Origin of the sequence: Rhodopseudomonas palustris (assembly GCF_003591005.1) — a bacterium.
In the GTDB taxonomy this organism is placed as follows: domain Bacteria; phylum Pseudomonadota; class Alphaproteobacteria; order Rhizobiales; family Xanthobacteraceae; genus Rhodopseudomonas; species Rhodopseudomonas palustris_K.
In genome coordinates, this window is the sequence record NZ_QYYD01000004.1 from 1 (window position 1) to 19,290 (window position 19,290).

General features: G+C 64.8%; 19 protein-coding genes. 13 read left to right on the plus strand and 6 right to left on the minus strand.

The features are described 5' to 3' along the window. Positions 1-207: 207 nt before the first annotated feature. From D4Q52_RS04930 to D4Q52_RS04950, 5 genes are read right to left on the minus strand one after another with little or no spacing between them, the layout of a single operon-like run. Positions 208-1,032 (minus strand): ABC transporter permease, encoded by an 825-nt coding sequence (locus D4Q52_RS04930; RefSeq protein WP_119855442.1) that lies wholly within the window; start codon positions 1,030-1,032, stop codon positions 208-210. Continuing rightward, positions 1,029-1,994 (minus strand): ABC transporter substrate-binding protein, encoded by a 966-nt coding sequence (locus tag D4Q52_RS04935; RefSeq protein ID WP_119855443.1) that lies wholly within the window; start codon positions 1,992-1,994, stop codon positions 1,029-1,031. The genes D4Q52_RS04930 and D4Q52_RS04935 overlap by 4 nt, the downstream gene beginning before the upstream one ends. 28 nt (positions 1,995-2,022) lie before the next feature. Further along, positions 2,023-2,781 carry an ABC transporter permease gene (locus tag D4Q52_RS04940; RefSeq protein ID WP_119855444.1) on the minus strand — a complete coding sequence of 253 codons (759 nt, stop codon included), beginning with the start codon at positions 2,779-2,781 and terminating at the stop codon, positions 2,023-2,025. Next, complete coding sequence (locus tag D4Q52_RS04945; protein WP_119855445.1) at positions 2,778-3,563, minus strand: ABC transporter ATP-binding protein; 786 nt, start codon at positions 3,561-3,563, stop codon at positions 2,778-2,780. The genes D4Q52_RS04940 and D4Q52_RS04945 overlap by 4 nt, the downstream gene beginning before the upstream one ends. Further along, positions 3,563-5,146 (minus strand): amidohydrolase, encoded by a 1,584-nt coding sequence (locus D4Q52_RS04950; protein WP_234831070.1) that lies wholly within the window; start codon positions 5,144-5,146, stop codon positions 3,563-3,565. The genes D4Q52_RS04945 and D4Q52_RS04950 overlap by 1 nt, the downstream gene beginning before the upstream one ends. 19 nt (positions 5,147-5,165) lie before the next feature. Here D4Q52_RS04950 and D4Q52_RS26710 point away from each other — a divergent pair, with 19 nt between their 5' ends. Then, on the plus strand, positions 5,166-5,303 hold the full coding sequence (locus D4Q52_RS26710; RefSeq protein WP_234831071.1) for a hypothetical protein: 138 nt from the start codon (positions 5,166-5,168) through the stop codon (positions 5,301-5,303). 275 nt (positions 5,304-5,578) lie between these two features. Here D4Q52_RS26710 and D4Q52_RS04955 read toward each other — a convergent pair whose 3' ends face one another. After that, positions 5,579-6,214 (minus strand): Lrp/AsnC family transcriptional regulator, encoded by a 636-nt coding sequence (locus D4Q52_RS04955; RefSeq protein ID WP_349627405.1) that lies wholly within the window; start codon positions 6,212-6,214, stop codon positions 5,579-5,581. A gap of 51 nt (positions 6,215-6,265) precedes the next feature. Between D4Q52_RS04955 and D4Q52_RS04960 the strand changes: the two genes are divergently transcribed. The 12 genes from D4Q52_RS04960 to D4Q52_RS05015 all read left to right on the plus strand — a co-directional run bounded on the left by D4Q52_RS04960 (position 6,266) and on the right by D4Q52_RS05015 (position 19,106). Continuing rightward, entirely contained in the window at positions 6,266-7,483 is a 1,218-nt protein-coding gene (locus tag D4Q52_RS04960) for a PLP-dependent cysteine synthase family protein (protein WP_119855448.1), read from the plus strand. A gap of 41 nt (positions 7,484-7,524) precedes the next feature. Continuing rightward, on the plus strand, positions 7,525-8,694 hold the full coding sequence (locus D4Q52_RS04965; RefSeq protein WP_119855449.1) for a M20 aminoacylase family protein: 1,170 nt from the start codon (positions 7,525-7,527) through the stop codon (positions 8,692-8,694). 204 nt (positions 8,695-8,898) lie between these two features. Beyond that, positions 8,899-9,762: a VOC family protein gene (locus tag D4Q52_RS04970; protein WP_119855450.1), complete on the plus strand. Its 864-nt coding sequence runs from the start codon at positions 8,899-8,901 to the stop codon at positions 9,760-9,762. 61 nt (positions 9,763-9,823) lie between these two features. Next, the gene (locus D4Q52_RS04975) at positions 9,824-10,837 is read left to right on the plus strand and encodes a quinone oxidoreductase family protein (protein ID WP_119855451.1); all 1,014 of its coding nucleotides are present in this window, start codon (positions 9,824-9,826) and stop codon (positions 10,835-10,837) included. Then, positions 10,834-11,268, plus strand: a complete 435-nt coding sequence (locus tag D4Q52_RS04980; RefSeq protein WP_119855452.1) for a PaaI family thioesterase — start codon at positions 10,834-10,836, stop codon at positions 11,266-11,268. The genes D4Q52_RS04975 and D4Q52_RS04980 overlap by 4 nt, the downstream gene beginning before the upstream one ends. Before the next feature lie 76 nt (positions 11,269-11,344). Beyond that, positions 11,345-12,952 (plus strand): ABC transporter substrate-binding protein, encoded by a 1,608-nt coding sequence (locus tag D4Q52_RS04985; protein WP_119855453.1) that lies wholly within the window; start codon positions 11,345-11,347, stop codon positions 12,950-12,952. A 20-nt stretch (positions 12,953-12,972) separates the two neighbouring features. Next, the gene (locus D4Q52_RS04990) at positions 12,973-13,941 is read left to right on the plus strand and encodes an ABC transporter permease (RefSeq protein WP_119855454.1); all 969 of its coding nucleotides are present in this window, start codon (positions 12,973-12,975) and stop codon (positions 13,939-13,941) included. A 2-nt stretch (positions 13,942-13,943) separates the two neighbouring features. Further along, complete coding sequence (locus tag D4Q52_RS04995; RefSeq protein WP_119855656.1) at positions 13,944-14,795, plus strand: ABC transporter permease; 852 nt, start codon at positions 13,944-13,946, stop codon at positions 14,793-14,795. 1 nt (position 14,796) lies between these two features. Continuing rightward, positions 14,797-15,801, plus strand: a complete 1,005-nt coding sequence (locus tag D4Q52_RS05000; RefSeq protein ID WP_119855455.1) for an ABC transporter ATP-binding protein — start codon at positions 14,797-14,799, stop codon at positions 15,799-15,801. Then, complete coding sequence (locus D4Q52_RS05005) at positions 15,779-16,810, plus strand: ABC transporter ATP-binding protein (protein ID WP_119855456.1); 1,032 nt, start codon at positions 15,779-15,781, stop codon at positions 16,808-16,810. The genes D4Q52_RS05000 and D4Q52_RS05005 overlap by 23 nt, the downstream gene beginning before the upstream one ends. Further along, positions 16,807-18,345 carry a class I adenylate-forming enzyme family protein gene (locus D4Q52_RS05010; RefSeq protein ID WP_119855457.1) on the plus strand — a complete coding sequence of 513 codons (1,539 nt, stop codon included), beginning with the start codon at positions 16,807-16,809 and terminating at the stop codon, positions 18,343-18,345. The genes D4Q52_RS05005 and D4Q52_RS05010 overlap by 4 nt, the downstream gene beginning before the upstream one ends. After that, positions 18,342-19,106 (plus strand): SDR family oxidoreductase, encoded by a 765-nt coding sequence (locus tag D4Q52_RS05015; RefSeq protein ID WP_119855458.1) that lies wholly within the window; start codon positions 18,342-18,344, stop codon positions 19,104-19,106. Before D4Q52_RS05010 ends, D4Q52_RS05015 begins: the two co-directional genes overlap by 4 nt. Positions 19,107-19,290 lie beyond the last annotated feature (184 nt).

Genomic DNA, 19,290 nt, shown 5'->3' on the forward strand with positions numbered 1-19,290 from the left:
GCTCCCTCGTCTGAAGTTACGACAACCTCAGTCTGGCACATCGATGCCGTTCGGGGGCCGTCCACCCCATCATTCCGGGGCGCGCGCAGCGCGAACCCGGAATCTCGATGCGTTTTGCGACTCCGGCGTTTCCACAATTTCGGGATTCCGGGTTCGCTCGCAAGGGCGAGCGCCCCGGAATGACGGGGGGTGGGGCGGGACCTCAGCTCACCTTCCGACCCAGGGCAGCCACCAGCGCTCAAGCAGGACGAACAGCCGGTTGAGCAGATAGCCGGCGGCCGAGATGCTGATGACGGCGGCGTACATCGGCTCCGGTTTCAGCGCGTATTGCATCTGCACGATGTAATAGCCGAGGCCGGCGGAGCCGGCGATCATTTCCGAGATCACGGTGACGACCAGCGCGATGCCGATGGCGATGCGCATGCCGGCGGCGATCATCGGCGTCGCGGCGGGCAGGATCACCTGCAGCAGCGTGCGCAGGCGGCCGATGCGGAAGGTCCGCGCGGTTTCGATCAGTACCGAATCGACGCCGGCGATGCCGGCCAGCGTATTGAGGAACACCGGAAAGAAACAGGCGAGCGCGATCACCACGATCTTCAAGAGATCGTCGACGCCGAGAAACAGGATCAGGATCGGCACGATCGCCGGCGCCGGGATCGGCCGGATCACTTCGATCAGCGGCTTCAGCGTGTAGCGGGCCCAGCGGCTGATGCCGAGCAGCGCGCCGAGCGTGACGCCCGCGGCGCAGCCGAACGCGAAGCCGGTCAGCATCCGCTTCAGCGTCGACGCCACCAGCGCCGCCAATTCGCCGGACGACCAGCCTTGCACCAAGGCGACGACGACGCCGCTGACCGGCGGCCAGTTCGAACTGTTGGCCCAGCCGAACCGCGCCGACGCTTCCCACAGCGCCAGCAGCGCCGCGATCAGCAGCACGCCGCGCAGCCGCCGCACCACGCGCAGCGTGGCGCCCGGTGCGGCCGCCGGCGCCGCCGACGTTCCGTTGTCCAGCGGCGTCGTCTCCACAGCGGTCATAGCGCCTGCGGGAACAGCAGCGGTTTGACGTCGATCGGCGCGCGCAGCAGTTTGTTGTCGATCATCAGCTTCATCGTCTTCTCGATCTGATCCGGATCGACCTTGAGCGGCGAGGGCGACATCTTCACCTTCTTCAAGAGCTCGACGTCGATCTTGGTGAAGCCGGACACGATCTCCAACAGCTCGGGCTTGCCGCGATTAGCGTTGTACCATTCGACGCCGCGGCGCAGCGCGCGCAAGAATTTTGCAGCCGTCTCCGGCTTGTCGGCGAGAAATTTCGACGTGGTCAGATATTGGCCGACGTCGACGCCGAGCTGCACCGCGCTGTAGGGATGACCAACCGACTTGAACTCGGGCTTCGCCGTGGCAAGCGCCACGTAGGGGATCACCATATAGCCGGCGTCGACCTGCTTCTGACGCAGCGCGTCTTCCATCTGCGGATGCGGCACCTCGCGATAGGTGACCTTGTCGGGGTCGCCGCCGGTCTGCTTGATCCAGGCCCGGGCGTACAGCCAGATGACGTTGTTGCGGGTGTTGACGCCGACGCTCTTGCCTTCGAGATCCTTGCCCGAGGTGATGCCGCTGTCGGCGCGGACCACCATCGCCGAGGTGTCGTTCTCGGCGGTTTCGATCTTGGTCCCCGGCGCGACGACGCGGATGTCGATGCCCTGCTGGGTGGCGAGCAGCATCGACACGACGTTGCCATAGACGATGTCGTAGGAGCCGGCGACCAGACCCGGGATGCCGGCGGCGCCGCCGGACGACGGCGCGGTGTCGACCTCGAGGCCTTCTTCGGCGAAGTAACCGTTCTTGATTGCTGCGAATAGCGGCGTCACGTCGTTGATCGGGATGATGCTGACGCGCAGCTTCTCGGCCGCATGCGCCGGCAGCATCGCGGCCGAGACGATCAGACTGCTCGCGGCGAGGCCGAGCACCAGCGACTTCAGGGTTCGAAACTTCATCCGCTTCTCCTTTGCTGATCGATGCGGCCTAGCGGCCGTGCCAGGGAATTGCCACGCGCTCGATGCGGTCGAATGCCAGGCTGCAGGCGGCGCCGAACGCCGCCAGCACCATCACCCAGGCGTACATCTGTGCGGTCTGGAACGAGCGCTGCGTGTCGAGAATGACGAAGCCGAGGCCGCTCTGGCCGGCGAGCATTTCGGCCAGCACAGTGAGCACGATGCCGAGGCTGAGCGACACCTTCATCCCGGTGAAGATCGCCGGCAGCGTGGCCGGCAGCACCACCGAGCGGATAGTGCGCCAGCGCGAACAGCCAAACGTGCGCGCGGTGTCCTGCAGCACCGGATCGAGCCCGCGTACGCCCTGATAGACGTTGATCAGCACCGGAAACACTGCGGCGAACACGACGACCGTCACCATGGTCAGCGGGCCGATGCCGAGGAACAAGAACAGCGCCGGCACCAGCGCCGATTTCGGGATCGGCCGCAGCAGCTCGACCAGCGGCTCGAGCAGGCCGTCGGCGAATTCGCTGCAGCCCATCCAGATGCCAACTGTGATCCCGAGCGCGCAGGCGATTGCGTACGCACCGACGAACAGCCCGGCGGTGCGGAGCAATTGCCGCCATACTTCACCGTCCTGCACAAGTTCGACGAACGCGCGCGCAACTGAGGAGGGCGGTGGCAGGAAGGCCGGGCTCGCCAGCCGAAACAGCGACGCTGCTTCCCACAAAGCGATGGCGGCAGCCAGCGATAACAATCCGACCAGCAGCGGGACGGCGCGGGCTTTCATAGCGCGCTAGCCGCATCGCCGAGCAGCGAACTCATCAGATGATGGCGCAGGCGGAGAAACTCGACGGTTTCCCGCGTCGAGATCTGATGCCGAGGTCGGGGTAAGTCGACCGGCACGATCTCGGCGACGCGGGTCGGGCGCTGCGTCAGCACCGCGACGCGGTCCGCCATGAACACCGCCTCTTCGACATCGTGCGTCACCAGAATGGCGGTGAAGCCGTTCTGTCGGCACAGGTCGAGCACCAGCGTCTGCAATTCCATCCGCGTCAGCGCGTCGACGGCGCTGAACGGCTCGTCGAGCAACAATACGTCGGGCTCCGCCGCCAGCGCGCGGGCGATCGCGACGCGCTGCTGCATGCCGCCGGACAATTGCCACGGATACTTGTCTTCGAAGCCGGCGAGGCCGACCTGCGTGAGATAACGGCGGCACAGCTCGCGCGTGGTGGCGCGGTCGGTGCCCTTGCGCTGCTCCAGCGGAAACATGACGTTGGCCAGCACGGTGCGCCAGGCGAACAGCGAGCGCGAGTATTGCTGGAACAGATAGACGAAGCCGGCCGGCGGCGCGGTGACCTTGCGGCCGCTTTCCTCGACGGCACCGGCGCTCGCCGGCATCAGCCCGGCGATGATCTTGAGCAAGGTCGACTTGCCGCAACCGGACGGGCCGACGATGGCGAGGAATTCGCCGCGCTCGACGTCGAGCGTGACGCCCTCGATGGCGACGAGTTCGTGTCCGGCGTCGCCGAAGATCTTCCGAACGCTGCGCAGCCCGACGCGGGCGGCCATCAGGCGCTCCGCTCGTACACGATGCGGCCGTCCACCATGGTCTTCAGCGCGACGATCGACTTGATCTCGTCCTCGGCGACGGTGAGCGGGTCGGCGGACAGGAAGGCGAGGTCGGCGAGCTTGCCGACTTCGATCGAGCCGGTGAGGTGCTCGGCGAAGGCGTAGCGCGACGCGGCGCTGGTGTAGAGCCGCAGCGCTTCCTCGCGGCTGACTGCCTGCTCGGCGCCGTAGACGTCGCCGTTTTTGTCCTTGCGGGTGATCGCCACCGACATGTTGACGAACGGGCTCAGCAGATTGATCGGGTAGTCGGTGCCCTGCGCCACCATGTCGAGGCCCATGTGGTCGATCATCGAGCGCAGCGGGATGGCGCGGTCGGCGGTGGCCTTGCCGAGATGCCGGGCGATAGTCGCGGCCTTGTCCCACAGGAACGCACTCTGCGTATCGACGCGCACGCCCATCGCCTTCGCGCGGTCCATCTGATCGGGCTGCATCAGGCTGCCGTGGATGACGATGAAGCGGCGGTCCTTGATCGACTCCTCGCGATCCGCATAGGCGTAGGCGTCCAGCACCTTGTCGACGGCGCCGTCGCCGACCGCGTGAGTGCCGACGCGCCAGCCGTAGCGATTGGCGATCGCCACCATGCGGTTGAGCTTGTCCTGCGTCACCACGACCGTGCCGTGATAGCCGGGCTGGCCCGGATAGGCCTCGCGCATGTCGGCGGTGCGCAGCGTCATGCCGCCGTCGACCTGCATCTTCAGCCCGGAGAACGACAGCCATTCGTCGCCGAAGTCGGAGTATACCCCCATCTTCGATAGTAGCTCTTCCCATCGCTGTTCGGTCATCGTCGGGTTGAGGCCGCCGGTCGGCGCATACATCGCGCTGATACGCAGCGTCGCCTCGCCGGACTTGGCGATCATCTGGTGGATGCGCATGTCCGGCGGATCGACCCGCGCGCTGATCGCGCTGGTGATGCCGAAGCTGTTGAAATACGCCATCGCCTGCTTGATCTGGCTGGTGCGCACCTCGCGTGACCAGCCCGGCAGCAGGTCCTGCACCAGGTCCTCGGCGTTTTCTTCGAGTACGCCGGTCGGCTCGCCGGCTTCGTCGTGATGGATTTCGCCGCCATCCGGGTTCGGCGTATTGCGGTCGATGCCGGCGAGCTGCAGCGCCAGGCTGTTGCACAGCGTGAAGTGCCCGACCGGCAGGCACACCGGATGCTCGGAGGCGACGCTGTCGATCTCCTGCCGCGTCAGGAAGCGCTTCTCTTTGAGCTGCGCCATCGGGTGCCACATCCGGCCGCGGATCCATTCGCCGGCCGGGGTGCGCCCCGCCATTTCGGCGATACGCGCCAGCGCCTCATCGACGCTGCCGACGCCGTCGAACGACACCGTATAGTTCAACAGGCCGGCCGCTTCGACATGGGCGTGGGTATCGATTAGACCGGGCACGACGATGCCGCCGCCGGCATCGAGCACCTGCGTCGACGAATTCGCAAATTTCCGAACGTCCTTCTCTGTGCCTACGGCAATGAAGCGGCCGTTGCGGATGGCGACGGCGTCAGCAGTCGAGGACGCGGCATCCATCGTCAGGAAGCGGCCGTTGATGACGATCGTATCTGCCGAACTCGGCGTGAACTTCGCGTTCGATGATGATGGCTTTTCAGACCCTTGGCCCGCTTTGGAAGTCGTCGACGTGCTCGCAACAGGCATAGGGTCTGATGGCATCGGGTTCCCAAAATAAAATACTATTTAGTTTATGATGGAAATGGCAATGTATAATGTGCCTTGGGTATGTCAACGTGGTTGTTCGCGGCGATTGTCGACGCCCGAGTTCGAACTTTGCTTTGCGCTGCATGGCGGTCGGCGCCGAAGGCGAGAAAGCCGTCGGGGCATCGACGAGCCCGCCTGCTTTGAACTCAGCGGGCTGCGATCTCGCCAAGTTAGCGGGCCGGAATGACTGGTTTTTCTTGCGTACCGCATCGGCCTGGCGAGCCGCACACGACGCGCCAGCCTGCCTCAACGCCCGATCGGAAGCGGGCGGCCGTCGATGATGGCTTCCATCGAGAAATACGACGTGACGGTTTCCAGCTCGGTCTTGTTGATGATGGTCTGATAAACCTTGTCGTAGTTGCTCATGTCACGGGCGGCGATCTTCAGCATGTAGTCGAAATCACCGCTGATCCGATAGAAGGCCACGATTTCCGAAATCGATTCGATCTGCGCTCGAAAGCGTTTGAGCCATTCGGCGGAATGCCGCCTTGTCCGCACCATCACGAACACCGTCATCGGCACGCCGACGGCCTCCGCTGACACGCGCGCGCCGTAGCCGGTGATCGCGCCGCTTGCTTCGAGCGCCTTCAGTCGCCGCCAAAATGCATTTTGCGATAGCCCGACTTCGTCCGCGAGTTCGCGTTGCGAGCGCGAGGAGTCGGCTTGCATGGCGGCCAGAATGCGAAGGTCAATTTGATCGATTTTATGGGGCATGATTGGGTCAAATTCCTCAAAACACACTAAGACCGGGGTGAAATATGTGAATTTTTTTGCTGTTTCAACTAATAATCTCACTCCTAGACGTCCGCCGCGACATCCAAGGCGCGCACGTCGGGCGGTGATCAGGCGTGCCGGGTCGTCGCTGGTGCAGGAGGCGGACACAGACGTCGCGTCTGTCCGGCTGTTTCCACGGCGCGCGGGGTACGTGAATTGATGACGACTATTCAGGTTGCGACGGCGCGGAATCTTCCGGCGGAGCCGAAGCCGGTCTTGAGTCTGTTCGGCGGAGAAATGGCCGAGCAGGAATGGGTACGAAACGCGATCGATATCCTCGAAGCGGAGGCACGGCGCTCGGCCGACACGCATCTGTTCAAGCTTCGCTTTCCCGGACTCGACGGCATCGACGTGTATTTCAAGGACGAAAGCACGCACCCGACCGGCAGCCTCAAGCATCGCATGGCGCGGTCGCTGATCCTGTTCGGGCTGTGCAACGGTCTGATCGGACCGGGCACCGCGTTGGTTGAAGCGTCGTCGGGGTCGACGGCCGTTTCCGAAGCATATTTCGCCGAGCTGCTCGGCCTGCCTTTCATTGCGGTGGTGCCGCGTTCGACTTCGCGGCAGAAGGTAACGGCGATCGAGCGGTTTGGCGGCCGATGTCACTTCGTCGACCGGTCGTCGGAAGTCTATGGCGCTGCGCAGACGATCGCCGCCGAGTTGGGCGGTTTGTATCTCGACCAGTTCACCTACGCCGAGCGCGCCATTGACTGGCGCACCGGCAATATTGCCGAGAGCATCTTCAAGCAGATGGCCGGAGAGCCTCATCCCGTGCCCGAATGGATCGTGATGAGCACCGGCACGGGCGGGACCTCTGCGACGATCGGCCGCTACATCCGCTTTAGCCGGCAGAAGACGCGGCTGTGCGGCGTGGATGTGGAGAATTCGTGCTTCTTCGAAGCCTATAAGTCGCGCAGCCGCACGGCGAATTGCGTCCGCGGCTCACGCATCGAAGGCGTCGGGCGCCCGCGCGTCGAGCCGTCCTTCGTGCCGAGCGTGATCGATCAGATGATGCAGGTCCCCGATGCCGCGTCGATCGCTGCGGCGCGGGTGCTGACCTCAAGGCTGTCGCATCGCGTCGGCGGCTCGACCGGTGCCAACTTCATAGGACTGTGCTGGTGTGCGGCCGCAATGCTGCGCGAGAAACGATCGGGATCACTCGTCACTGTGCTGTGCGACGATGGCGAGCGCTATTCGGACACGTACTACAACGACGCGTGGTTGCAGGAGCAAGATATCGACATCGCGCCTTATGTCGCGGCGATCGAGCGCTTTCTCGACTCCGGCATCTTCGAGATGCCATACGATGGCGCAGGATTTGAATGTGCGAGCGGGCCGACAGAGCGCGTGCGCCCTGCCAGCGAAGCCCGCGCATGACCACGACCCCGCTATGATTGGCAAATCTTAGGAACCGCCCGATGCCGATTGAGAACTGGACCTCGCGCTATCTGGACGAACTCAAGGAGTTTCGTCACGACCTGCATCGCAACCCCGAGCTGCTCTACGACGTTCATCGCACCGCGCAGCGGGTCGCCGCGCGATTGCGCGAAGCCGGCGTCGACGAAGTGCACGAAGGCATCGGCGGCACCGGCGTTGTCGGAATCATCTACGGACAGTCGCGTAGTTCCGGCCGGATGATTGGGCTGCGCGCCGATATGGACGCATTGCCCATTCTCGAGGCAACTGGCGCAGAATGGGCCTCGCAAGTCCCCGGCAAGATGCACGCCTGCGGCCATGACGGTCACACCACCATGCTGCTGGGGGCGGCGTTGGGTCTGGTCGAGAGCCGCGCTTTCGATGGCGGCGTTGCGCTGATCTTCCAGCCCGCCGAAGAAGGCGGCGCCGGCGCCAAGGCGATGCTCGATGACGGCCTGCTGCAGCGCTTTCCGATCCAGGAATTCTACGGCATGCACAATCGTCCGGGCCTCGCCCTGGGCACGTTTGCAACCGGCCCCGGCGCGCAGATGGGCTCGGTCGACGAAATCATCATCACCATCGAGGGCCGCGGCGGCCACGCCGCCCAGCCGCATGCCACGATCGATCCGGTGGTGATTGCCGCATCGCTGATCCAGGCCACGCAGGCCATCGTCGCGCGCAATCTCGATCCGCTGCAGTCCGCGGTCATCTCGATCACCCAGATGGCCGCCGGCGATGCGTTCAACGTCATTCCGCAGACCGTGACGCTGCGCGGCACGGTTCGCACGCTAAACGAGCCGACCCGCGACATGGTCGAGCAGCGGCTGCGCGATCTCACCGAAAGCATCGCGGCCGGGTTTGGCGCCATCGGTACGTTGTCGTACCTGCGGCACTATCCGGTAATGACCAACTCAGAGGTCGGCGTCGACCGCGCGGTGGCGGCGGCCGGCGAGGTGGCCGGCGCCGCTCAGGTCGACGCGGCCATGGTGCCGACGCTTGGCGGCGAAGACTTTGCCTTCATGCTGAATGAACGGCCTGGCGCGATGATCATGATCGGCAACGGCGACAGCGCGCCGCTCCATCATCCGAAGTTCGATTTCAACGACGAGGTGATCCCGTGGGGCTGCTCGTATTGGACGACGCTGGTCCGCCAGCGTCTGCCACTGTCCTGAACGCCGTGAGCCGAAGAAGGACATTCTGAAAAATGCAGCGCCCAGAGACCGTCCGCCCAGGAACGCGGGCAAATTTAGTGAGCCGCTTCGCTCGTTTTTTTGCGATACCTCGGCGACCTTCGGTCCGGGGCATCCAAGTTTGCCAGCGGCATGCAAGTCAAGACGTCTCCCTGGGCATCCAGGCAACAAGAACAAGGAAGTCGAATGATTGACGCAGAGCAGGGTCATCAGCGCGGACTGCCCGCCGAGCTCGACCACGTCATTGTGCTCGTCCACGGTGAGCTTGATGAAGCTGCGGCGGCCTATCAGGCCCTCGGATTCCATCTGACGCCGCGCGGCCACCATTCGCTGGGGTCATCCAACAATCTGGCAATCTTCAAGAACAACTATCTCGAGCTGCTGGGCTACGAACCCGGCAAGAAGCAGCAGCGTCCCGAGCAGTGGCACGATCCCAAAGGTCTGTCCGGCATCGTCTGGCGCTGCCCGGATCCGGCGCGCGCGCAGCTCAACGCCGAGCACGCGGGCGTGACGCCAGAGACGCCGCTCGACTTCGTGCGGCCGGTAGAGACCGATGCGGGAACGTTCGATGCCGCCTTCACGGTGCTACATCTGCCGAAGCTCGGCTTCGACTATGGCCGGACGTTCTTCTGTCATCACAAGACGCCCGAACTGGTGTGGCGTCCGGAATGGCAAAGCCATCCCAACGGCGTGCAGAACATCTCCGAATTCGTATTCTGCGGCGACGATCCGCAGGCGGCGCTCGGCCTGTTCGAGGGCATGTTCGGCCCCGGGCTGCTGCAAGAAATCTCCGGCAGCTATGGCTTCGACGCCGCGGAAGCGCGCGTCATTGCGCTGACGCGTGAGGCGGCACAGCAGCGCTACGGTGCCGACGCGCCGCTGCCGGAAGCCGGCAAGACGCAGATGATCGGGCTCGGCTTCAAGACCGCATCGCTCGCGCAAACCGACCAAGCGCTGCAGGCCGGCGGCGTGCCGTTCACCGCAAGCGATGGCCGGCTGCGGGTCGGGCCGGCCCACAGCTTCGGCGTCGTCATCGAGTTTTCCGAATAATCGAAACTAACGCCCCCGGCGCCGAGCGCCGCAACACACAAAAACGAAAAAGGAGAGATGAATGCGTGCAGTGCTGCTTCGTGACCACGGCGGTCTCGACCAAATGGAGTATGTCGAGGATTTCGCCAATCCGGAGCCCGGCGAAGGCGACGTGCTGATCAAGGTCAAGGCGACGTCGTACAACTATCACGACATCTTCACCCGCCGCGGCATGCCCGGCATCCGCATTCCGATGCCGATCATCATGGGCATCGACATCGCCGGTGAGATCGTCGCGCTCGGCGCCGGCGTCGAAGGCTGGAAGGTCGGCGATCGCGTGCTGATCGATCCGATCAACCGCGTCGAAGGCGGCCTGATGGGCGAAACCCGCAACGGTGGCCTCGCCGAACTTTGCGTCACGCGCGCGCATCAGCTGATCGCGCTGCCCGACGACATCACGTTCGAACAGGCGGCGAGCCTGCCGGTGGCCTACGGCACCGCGCTGCGCATGATGACCACCATCGGCAATGTTTCGGCCGGCGAAAAGGTGCTGATCCTCGGCGCGTCCGGTGGCGTCGGCATCTGCTGCGTGCAGCTGGCCAAAGCGGCCGGCGCCTATGTGATCGCCTGCGCCGGCTCGGCCGAGAAGGGCAAGCGCCTCACCGAGATCGGCGCCGACGAGATCATTCTCTACAACGAAGTCGACTTCATGCAGGAATGCCGCACGCGCCACGGCAAGGCGCGCTCCGGCAAGGCCGCGAAGGGGGCCGGCGTCGACATGGTGGTCAACTTCACCGGCGGCGACACCTGGGTGCCCTCGCTGAAGTGCCTGCGCAAAGGCGGGCGGCTGGTGACCTGCGGCGCCACCGCGGGGTACGATCCGAAGGAGGACATCCGTTTCATCTGGACCTTCGAACTGCAAATCCTCGGATCGAACGGCTGGGAGCGCGAGGATATTCTCAAGCTGTTTGAACTGATCCGCGCCGGCAAGATGAAGGCCGTGATCGACCGCACCTTCCCGCTCAAGGACGCGATCGAGGCTATGGGCGTGCTCGAGGATCGCAAGGTGCTCGGCAAGCTCGTGGTGACTCCATGAGCGCTGCGGCCAAGACGCTCGGCGTCGCCGAACTGCAGGCGATGGTCGAGAATTCGCCGTTCATCGCGTTCTGCCAGCTCAAGGTAACGGAGCTCGACCTCGAGCAGCAGGTGCTGACGATGTATGCGCCGTTTCGCGCGGAGTTCGAGCGCGGGCCGGGCACCAAGCAATGGCACGGCGGCCCGCTCGCCTCGATCATCGACACCGTCGGTGATTTCGCGATCGCCATGATGGTCGGCGGCGGCATCCCGACGATCAACTTCCGGGTCGACTATCTGCGCCCTGCCGTCGACACGGGACTGGTCGCCAAGGCCACCGTTCGCCGGATCGGCCGCACCGTGGGCGTCGCCGACGTCGATCTGCTCAACGACAAGGGCGCCCTGGTCGCGATCGGGCGCGGGACCTACGCGATTCCCGCGTCGGGTAACTGATCTTCACAGCATCTCCGCCGAGCCAAGCTCGGCGGACCAACTGACAATTTTCACCAGTTCGGGATCGAGGTTCGAGATGACCAGCACCATCAACAGACGCGTATTTCTTGGTACGTCCGCCCTTGCGGCGATTGCAGCCGGCACCTCACTTGGATTTCCATCCGCTGCGTCCGCGCAGGGAACGCCGAAGAAGGGCGGCGTGCTGGTCGCGACCTGGGGCGGATTCGAGCCGCAGGCGGTGTTCGTTCCCGGCGGCGGCGGCTCCAGCCCGCTGATCAGCTCCACCAAGATCCTCGAGCCGCTCCTGCGCCAGGATAGCAAGGCGGGCTTTCTCCCGGTACTCGCCACCGACGTCAAACCGTCGGCAGACTTCAAGTCCTACGACATTGTTCTGCGCAAAGGCGTGACGTGGCACGACGGCAAGCCGTTCACCGCTGACGACGTCGTGTTCAGCATCAACAAATACTGGCTTCCGACCATCGCCAAGGCGGCGCTGAAGAATGTCTCCGGAGCCGAGGCGACCGAGGACGGGGTTCGGGTCACCTTCAGCGAGCCGACGCCGGAGTTCTTCTTCAAGTCGGTGCTGGCGACCTCACTGGTCATTCCCAAGCACGTCTATGACGGCTCGGAGATCTCGACCAACCCTGCCAACAACGCACCGATCGGCACCGGTCCGTTCAAGTTCAAGCAGTGGGTGCGCGGCAGCCACATCGAATACGCCGCCAACGACAAATATTGGGACGCCGGAAAGCCCTATCTCAACGGTTTGGTGATGCGCTACTGGCGCGACGCGGCGTCGCGCACCGCAGCGCTCGAAGCCGACGAACTGCAACTCGGTATCTTCAATCCGATCCCGACGCCGGACATCGACCGGCTGTCGAAGTCCGGCAAGTTCGTCGCCTCGACCGACGGCTATCTCGGCGCCGCCTGGGCGTCGACGATCGAGTTCAACAGCCGCCGCGACATCGTCAAGGATCCGGCGGTGCGCCGTGCGCTGCTCACCGCCATCGACCGCGCGACCATCGCGGACGTGGTGTATTTCGGTCGCGCCAAGCCCGGCACCTCCTTCGTCAGCTCGACCAACACGAAATTCTACAATCCGAAGCTGCCGCATTACGAGTTCGACGCCAAGAAGGCCGGCAAGATGCTCGACGACGCCGGCTACCCGAAGAAGGGCAAGACGCGCTTCAAGGTGCACCTGCTCGCCGCCGGCTGGTTCGAGGAGAACGGCAAGGTCGGCCAGTTCGTGAAGCAGAACCTCGAGGACATCGGCGTCGAGGTGACGCTGACGGTGCCGGATCGCGCGACCTCGCTGAAGCAGATCTACGGCGATTACGACTACGACATCGCGCTGTCGAACTACGCGGCGCGGGTCGAGCTGGTTCCGCAGCAGACCGACTATCTCACCACCAGCGGCATCGTGAAGGGCGCCGCCTTCCGCAACGCCACCGGCTATTCCAATCCCGAGGTCGACGACCTCGTTGCCAAGATGTCGGTCGAGACCGACGAGGCCAAGCGCAAGGACTTGGCCTTCAAATTGCAGGAGATCGCGGCGCGCGACCTGCCGATCACCGTCCTGGTCGAGCTGATCCCGACCACGATGATGGCCAAGAAGGTCAAGGGTGTCGGCAACCGCGCCGATATTTCGGCGGACAGCCTGTCGGACGCCTGGCTCGACGTCTGAACCCCAGAGGAGATGAAGTGATGAAACGCTCGATCGTACGACGACTGTTTCAGATCATCTCGCTCATCCTCGGCGTCATCGTGATGAACTTCACGCTCATCCAGATGGCGCCGGGATCGCTGCTCGACATCATGACCTCCGAGCAGCAGGTCACCGACCCGGCGACGCTGGAGCATCTCAAGCACCTCTACGGCCTCGATCAGCCGGCGATCGTGCAGCTGCTGCGCTACACCTGGTCGGTGTTCAGCTTCGATCTCGGCTATTCGTATCGGCAGAACGCGCCGGTGTTCGACATCATCATGGCGCAGCTGCCCTCGACGCTGCTGCTGATGTTGACGTCGCTCGGCGTGGCGGTGACGCTCGGCATGATCGCCGGCGTGATCGCCTCCGTGAAAGTCAATACCGCCTGGGACGTGGTGATTTCGCTCGCCGCAGTGTTCTTCTTCGCCGCGCCGACGTTCTGGCTCGGCATCATGCTGATCATCTTCTTCGCCGTGCATCTCGATTGGCTGCCGGTCGGCGGCATGACCACAATCGGCGAGCAGTTCGGGCCGGTCGGGCAGGTGGTCGACGTGATCCGCCACCTCATCCTGCCGGCGCTGTCGCTCGGCCTGTTCTACGCCGCGATCTACACGCGAGTGATGCGGGCTTCGATGCTCGAAGTGTTCTCGCTCGACTTCGTCCGCACCGCGCGCGCCAAGGGCCTCAGCAAGACCCGCGTGATCCTGGCCCACGTGTTCCGCAACGCGCTGCTGCCGGTGGTGACGCTGCTCGGCCTGCAACTCGGCACCGTGCTCGGCGGTTCGGTGGTGATCGAGGCGGTGTTCTCCTGGCCGGGCATCGGCAGCCTGATGCTCGACAGCGTGATGAGCCGCAACTACCCGGTTGTGCTGGGCGTGTTCGTTCTGTCGGCGGTGGTCGTCGCCGTCGCCAATCTGCTGGTCGATCTTGCCTACTACCGGCTCGATCCGCGCATCCGGAGCCGATGATCATGAAAGATCGATCCGCGTTTGCCGAGTTTGCCGTGCGCTTCGCCCGTAACCGCGGCGCGCTGCTCGGCATGATCATCCTCGTCGTGGTGCTCGGGCTGGCGCTCGCCGCGCCCTGGCTGATCGATGCCAATCCGCTGCGCATCGTGTCGCGCCCGGAAGTGTGGCCGTTCACCAATCCGCGCTTCCCGCTCGGCACCGACTCGATTGGTCGCAACATCTTCGCCATGGTGGCCTATGGCGCCCGCACTACGCTGATGATCGGCATCGTGGCGGCCTTGACCGCCACCGTGATCGGCGTCGTCATCGGCGCGGCGGCGGCGTGGTTCGGCGGCTGGATCGACGAGATCCTGACCCGGATCACCGAGCTGTTCCAGACCGTGCCGAACATCCTCTTGATCATGACGGTGGTGGCGATCCTCGGCCAGACCATCGACAACATCACCATGGCGATCGGCGTGACGATGTGGCCCGGCATCGCCCGGATGACGCGCGCCGAATTCCTCACTTTAAAGAACCGCGAGTTCGTGCTGGCGTGCCGGTCGATGGGCATGAGCAATCTCCGGATCATGGCGGCCGAGATCCTGCCCAACGCCATTCCGCCGGTGATCGTGCTGGCCTCGGTGATTATCGGCAGCTCGATCCTGTTCGAGAGCGCGATTTCGTTTCTGGGGCTCGGGGATCCGAACGTGGCGAGCTGGGGCGCGCTGATTGGCGACGGTCGCACGTTGATCCGCCGCTCCTGGTACATCTGCGCGATCCCCGGCGTTGCGATCATGCTCACCGTGCTGGCGATGAACCTGATCGGCGACGGGCTCAACGATGCGCTCAATCCCAAGCTGAGGGACCGCTGAGATGGCGGCACTGCTCGAAATCCGCGATCTCGAAGTCGACCTGTTCACCCGGCGCGGCGTGCTGCGCGCGATCGACCGCTTCTCGCTCACCGTCGGGCACGGCGAGACGCTCGGGCTGGTCGGCGAATCCGGCTGCGGCAAGTCGATGACGTCACTGGCGATCATGGGCCTCTTGCCGATGCCGCCGGCCAAGATCACCGGCGGCGCCATCCTGCTCGAAGGCCGCGATCTGACCAAGCTGAGCGACACAAAGATGCAGGCGGTGCGCGGCCGCGAGATCGGGATCATCTTCCAGGACCCGATGAGCTCGCTCAATCCGGTGTACACGGTGGGCTATCAGCTCGCCGAAGTGCTGCGCCGCCACTTCAGGCTCGATCGCCGCGCCGCCGAGGCGCGGGCGCTGCAACTGCTGGACCGTGTGCACATTCCGGACGCGCGGCGCCGGCTCGATGCCTATCCGCACGAACTATCCGGCGGCATGAACCAGCGCGTCGTAATTGCCATGGCGATCGCCTGCGAGCCGAAGCTGCTGATTGCCGACGAGCCGACGACGGCGCTCGACGTCACCATCCAGGCGCAGATCATCGAGCTCTTGAAGGAGATCCAGCGCGAATCCCGAATGGGGATGATCTTCATCACCCACGATCTCGGCGTGATCGCCGACGTCGCCGACCGCGTCACCGTGATGTACGCCGGCAAGACCGCCGAGGAAGCGCCGGTCGACGTGTTGTTCGACGATCCGCGCCATCCCTACACCCGCGGTCTAATCGGCGCGACGCCGAAGCCGGGCGACGAACGGCGCCATCGTCTGGTGGAAATTCCTGGCACCGTGCCGGGCCTGTCGGATCGTCCGAAAGGCTGCGCCTTCGCCAATCGCTGTCCGCTGGTGTTCGATCGCTGCCGCGTCGAACAGCCGGCGCTGATCTCACAGGGCGCCGGACACGCGGCCGCCTGTTTCCTGGCTGACGAAATGGAGGACCGCCATGTCGCTTCTGTCGGTGCGTAGCCTCGTCGTCGACTACAAGACGTCGTCCGGCGTCGTCCACGCGGTGAACGATGTCAGCCTGGACATCGCTCCAGGCGAGACCGTCGGTCTCGTCGGCGAATCGGGTTGCGGCAAGTCCACGCTGGGTAAAGCCATCATGCATCTGATCCCGGCGACGGACGGGCAGATCGTGCTGGATGGTCAGAACATCACCAGCCTGTCGCCGTCGGCGATGCGGCCGATCCGATCCAAGATGCAGATGATCTTCCAGGACCCGCACAATTCACTCAACCCGCGGCGCACCGTCGGCAATCTGATCGCGCAGCCGCTGCAGGTCGCCGGCTACGACAAGGCGGCGATCAAAGCGCGGGTGTCCGAGCTGATGGGGCAGGTCGGCTTATCGCCCGACGCCGCATCGCGCTATCCGCATGAGTTCTCCGGCGGCCAGCGGCAGCGCATCGGCATCGCCCGGGCGCTCGCGCTGAAGCCCAAGCTGGTGATCTGCGACGAGCCGGTGTCGGCGCTCGACGTCTCGATCCGGGCTCAGGTGATCAACCTGCTGCAGGACCTGTCGGACAAGCTCGGCGTGTCCTATCTGTTCATCTCGCACGATCTGACGATGGTTCAGCACATCGCCAACAAGTTGATCGTGATGTATCTCGGCCGGATCGTCGAGACCGGCTCGGCCGAGACGATCTGGAAGCACCCCGCGCATCCGTACACGCAGGCGTTGCTCGCCGCCGCGCCGGTGGCCGATCCGCACGTCATGCGCAGCCGGAATCGCTTTGTGCTACAGGGCGACCTGCCGAGCCCAGCCAATCTGCCGCAAGGTTGTGCATTCTCGACCCGCTGCCCGTTCGTCACCGACCGCTGCCGGCAAGAACGGCCTATTCTCCGGCCATTCGGCGACAACCGGAATGCGGCCTGTCACTACGATCTCGTCGATCAGCTCGCCAGCACGGCAAGCGCATCGGTTTCATCCCTCGGCCGCAAGGCTGAAGGAAAATATAAGGTAGGAGCACGTGCATGAGCTTCCGATGGAAGAACCTCGGCGATCTGGTGGATCGCTCCCGCGATCTCGATCGCCCTGCGATCATCGATCTGCGGACAGCTGAGCCAAGGGTGTGGAGCCATGTCGAAATCGACCGGCTCGCCAACGGCGTGGCGTCCTACCTGACGAAGCTCGGCCTTGCGCGGGGAACGACGGTCGCGATTCTGTCACTAAACCGTGCCGAGTACATCGCGGCGTATTTCGGCATCATGCGCGCTGGCTTCGTGGCGCTGCCGGTCAACACCAAGCAGCCGGCGGAGACCATCGACTTCGTGCTGCGCGACTCCGATACCAAGTTTGCCTTCGTCGATGCGGCGTCGCGTCCCTCGCTGCCCGAAGGCTTGGCGTTTCTTGATTTCGACGATGTGGGACCCGACGGCTTTGCCACGCGCATCGTGCCGGGCGACTTCGAAACCGTCGAGGCGCAGCCGGGCGAGCTCGGCCAAATCCTGTACACCTCTGGCTCCACCGGGCGGCCGAAGGGTGTCGAGCTCAGCCACGACAGCCAGCTGTGGGCGCTCGCCGCCAAAGGCGTCAGCGCCGACGCCTGCGACGAGGTCTACATCATCGCCCAGCCGCTGTTCCACATGAACGGGCTGTTCGGCGCCAAGAGCGTCTTCGCAAGCAACGCCAGCATGGTGCTGATGCCCGGCTTCGACGGCCGGCGCTATCTGCAGGCGTTGGCGGATCATGGCGTCACCGCGGTGACTGCCGTGCCGACGATGTTCGCGCGGCTCTTGCGCGAGCCCGATCTTCTCGCCGTCAACGACTACAGCAAGCTCAAGCGGCTGGCATTGGCTTCGGCGCCGATCACCCGCGCCATGGCCGACAAGATCCAGGCGGCGTTTCCGCACGCGCAGCTGACCCACGGCTACGGCACCACGGAAGCCGGGCCCTCGGTGTTCGGGCCGCATCCGGGCGGCAAGGCACCGCCGCCGCTGACGATCGGCTATCCGATCGATCCGTCGATGGTGAAGCTGGTCGATGGCCCCAGCGATGACGAGGGCGTGCTGCTGATGCGCAATCCGGCGCTGATGGCGCGCTATCGCGGCATGCCGGAGAAGACCGCTTCGGTGTTCCGCGACGGCTGGTACTACAGCGGCGACGTGATGCGCCGCGATGCCGACGGCTTCTATTACTTTATCGGCCGCGCCGACGACATGTTCGTATGCGGCGGCGAAAACATCTATCCGGGCGACGTCGAGAAGATGCTGGAGACGCATCCGGCGGTGCGCCAGGCCGCGGTCGTGCCGCTCGCCGACGAAGAACGCGGCCAGATGCCGGTGGCCTTCCTGGTGCTCGCCGACGGCAAGAGCGCCACCACCGAGGACATCAAGGCCTACGCGCTGCGCAACGGCCCGACCTATCAGCATCCGCGCCGCGTCAGCTTCGTCGCCGATCTGCCGTGGGCCGGCACCAACAAGATCGACCGCGCGGCGCTGATCCGCGAAGCCAAGGAGCTCGAAGCCTCAGGCGGCTGGTCGGTGGCCTCCACCGCGGATGCCGCCGCATGAGCGGCTCGCTGGCAGGCAAGACCGCGCTGGTCACCGGCTCGAGCCGCGGCATCGGCCGCGCCATCGCAGTCGCCGCGGCGCGCGAAGGCGCGCTGGTCGGCGTGCACTACGCCGGCGGCGCCGATGCGGCACAGGAGACGCTCGAGGCGATCAAGGCCGGCGGCGGCGACGGCTTTCTGCTGCAGGCCGATCTGTCCGAGCGCGGCGGCCCCGCCGCGCTGGCGACGGCCTTTCTCGACCAAGTCGAGCAGCGCACCGGCGCACGCCAATTCGATCTTCTAGTCAACAATGCCGGCTATGGCGGGCGCTACCGCATCGACGAGGTCGACGACGCCATCTTCGATCGCATGATCGCGGTGAATTTCCGCGCGCCGTTCTTCCTGACGCGGGCGCTGCACCCGGCCATCAAAGACGGCGGCCGCATCGTCAACGTCTCGTCGATGGGCACCCGCGCGGCGTTTCCGGATATGAGCATCTACGCGCCGTCCAAGGCGGCGCTCGAGACGCTGAGCATCGTGCTCGCCAAGCAGCTCGGCCCGCGCGGCATCACCGTCAACGCCGTGCTGCCCGGTGCCACCGTCACCGACATGAACCCGCTCGACAAGGACCCGACCCGCGCCGCCGCCGCGATCCAGACCATCGCGCTCGGCCGGCTCGGCCAAACCGGCGACATCGCCGCCGTGGTGATGGTTCTGCTGTCGGACGCCGGCGGCTGGATCACCGGCCAACGCATCGACGCGTCGGGCGGGCAGCGGATTTGATCGCAGAACGCTTCGCCGATGAGTTGCTGTGTCTGTGCACGGGCACCGCTTCGTTAAAAACGAACGTCTCCACGCGTCATGGCCGGGCTCGTCCCGGCCATCCACGCCTTGAACGCAAACATTGCCGCCAAGGCGTGGATGCCCGGCACAAGGCCGGGCATGACGTGTGGCGAGCACATCGTCT

What these genes read in the sequence shown, in the direction of transcription:
- D4Q52_RS04965 (WP_119855449.1), top strand. Translation starts at nt 7,525, where the DNA reads ATGCCGATTGAGAACTGGACCTCGCGCTATCTGGACGAACTCAAGGAG.
- D4Q52_RS04990 (WP_119855454.1), top strand. Translation starts at nt 12,973, where the DNA reads ATGAAACGCTCGATCGTACGACGACTGTTTCAGATCATCTCGCTCATC.
- D4Q52_RS05010 (WP_119855457.1), top strand. Translation starts at nt 16,807, where the DNA reads ATGAGCTTCCGATGGAAGAACCTCGGCGATCTGGTGGATCGCTCCCGC.
- D4Q52_RS04985 (WP_119855453.1), top strand. Translation starts at nt 11,345, where the DNA reads ATGACCAGCACCATCAACAGACGCGTATTTCTTGGTACGTCCGCCCTT.
- D4Q52_RS04975 (WP_119855451.1), top strand. Translation starts at nt 9,824, where the DNA reads ATGCGTGCAGTGCTGCTTCGTGACCACGGCGGTCTCGACCAAATGGAG.
- D4Q52_RS05015 (WP_119855458.1), top strand. Translation starts at nt 18,342, where the DNA reads ATGAGCGGCTCGCTGGCAGGCAAGACCGCGCTGGTCACCGGCTCGAGC.
- D4Q52_RS04935 (WP_119855443.1), bottom strand. Translation starts at nt 1,994, where the DNA reads ATGAAGTTTCGAACCCTGAAGTCGCTGGTGCTCGGCCTCGCCGCGAGC.
- D4Q52_RS04960 (WP_119855448.1), top strand. Translation starts at nt 6,266, where the DNA reads ATGACGACTATTCAGGTTGCGACGGCGCGGAATCTTCCGGCGGAGCCG.
- D4Q52_RS04995 (WP_119855656.1), top strand. Translation starts at nt 13,944, where the DNA reads ATGAAAGATCGATCCGCGTTTGCCGAGTTTGCCGTGCGCTTCGCCCGT.
- D4Q52_RS04940 (WP_119855444.1), bottom strand. Translation starts at nt 2,781, where the DNA reads ATGAAAGCCCGCGCCGTCCCGCTGCTGGTCGGATTGTTATCGCTGGCT.
- D4Q52_RS04980 (WP_119855452.1), top strand. Translation starts at nt 10,834, where the DNA reads ATGAGCGCTGCGGCCAAGACGCTCGGCGTCGCCGAACTGCAGGCGATG.
- D4Q52_RS04945 (WP_119855445.1), bottom strand. Translation starts at nt 3,563, where the DNA reads ATGGCCGCCCGCGTCGGGCTGCGCAGCGTTCGGAAGATCTTCGGCGAC.
- D4Q52_RS26710 (WP_234831071.1), top strand. Translation starts at nt 5,166, where the DNA reads ATGACGATCGTATCTGCCGAACTCGGCGTGAACTTCGCGTTCGATGAT.
- D4Q52_RS04970 (WP_119855450.1), top strand. Translation starts at nt 8,899, where the DNA reads ATGATTGACGCAGAGCAGGGTCATCAGCGCGGACTGCCCGCCGAGCTC.
- D4Q52_RS05005 (WP_119855456.1), top strand. Translation starts at nt 15,779, where the DNA reads ATGTCGCTTCTGTCGGTGCGTAGCCTCGTCGTCGACTACAAGACGTCG.
- D4Q52_RS05000 (WP_119855455.1), top strand. Translation starts at nt 14,797, where the DNA reads ATGGCGGCACTGCTCGAAATCCGCGATCTCGAAGTCGACCTGTTCACC.
- D4Q52_RS04950 (WP_234831070.1), bottom strand. Translation starts at nt 5,146, where the DNA reads ATGGATGCCGCGTCCTCGACTGCTGACGCCGTCGCCATCCGCAACGGC.
- D4Q52_RS04930 (WP_119855442.1), bottom strand. Translation starts at nt 1,032, where the DNA reads ATGACCGCTGTGGAGACGACGCCGCTGGACAACGGAACGTCGGCGGCG.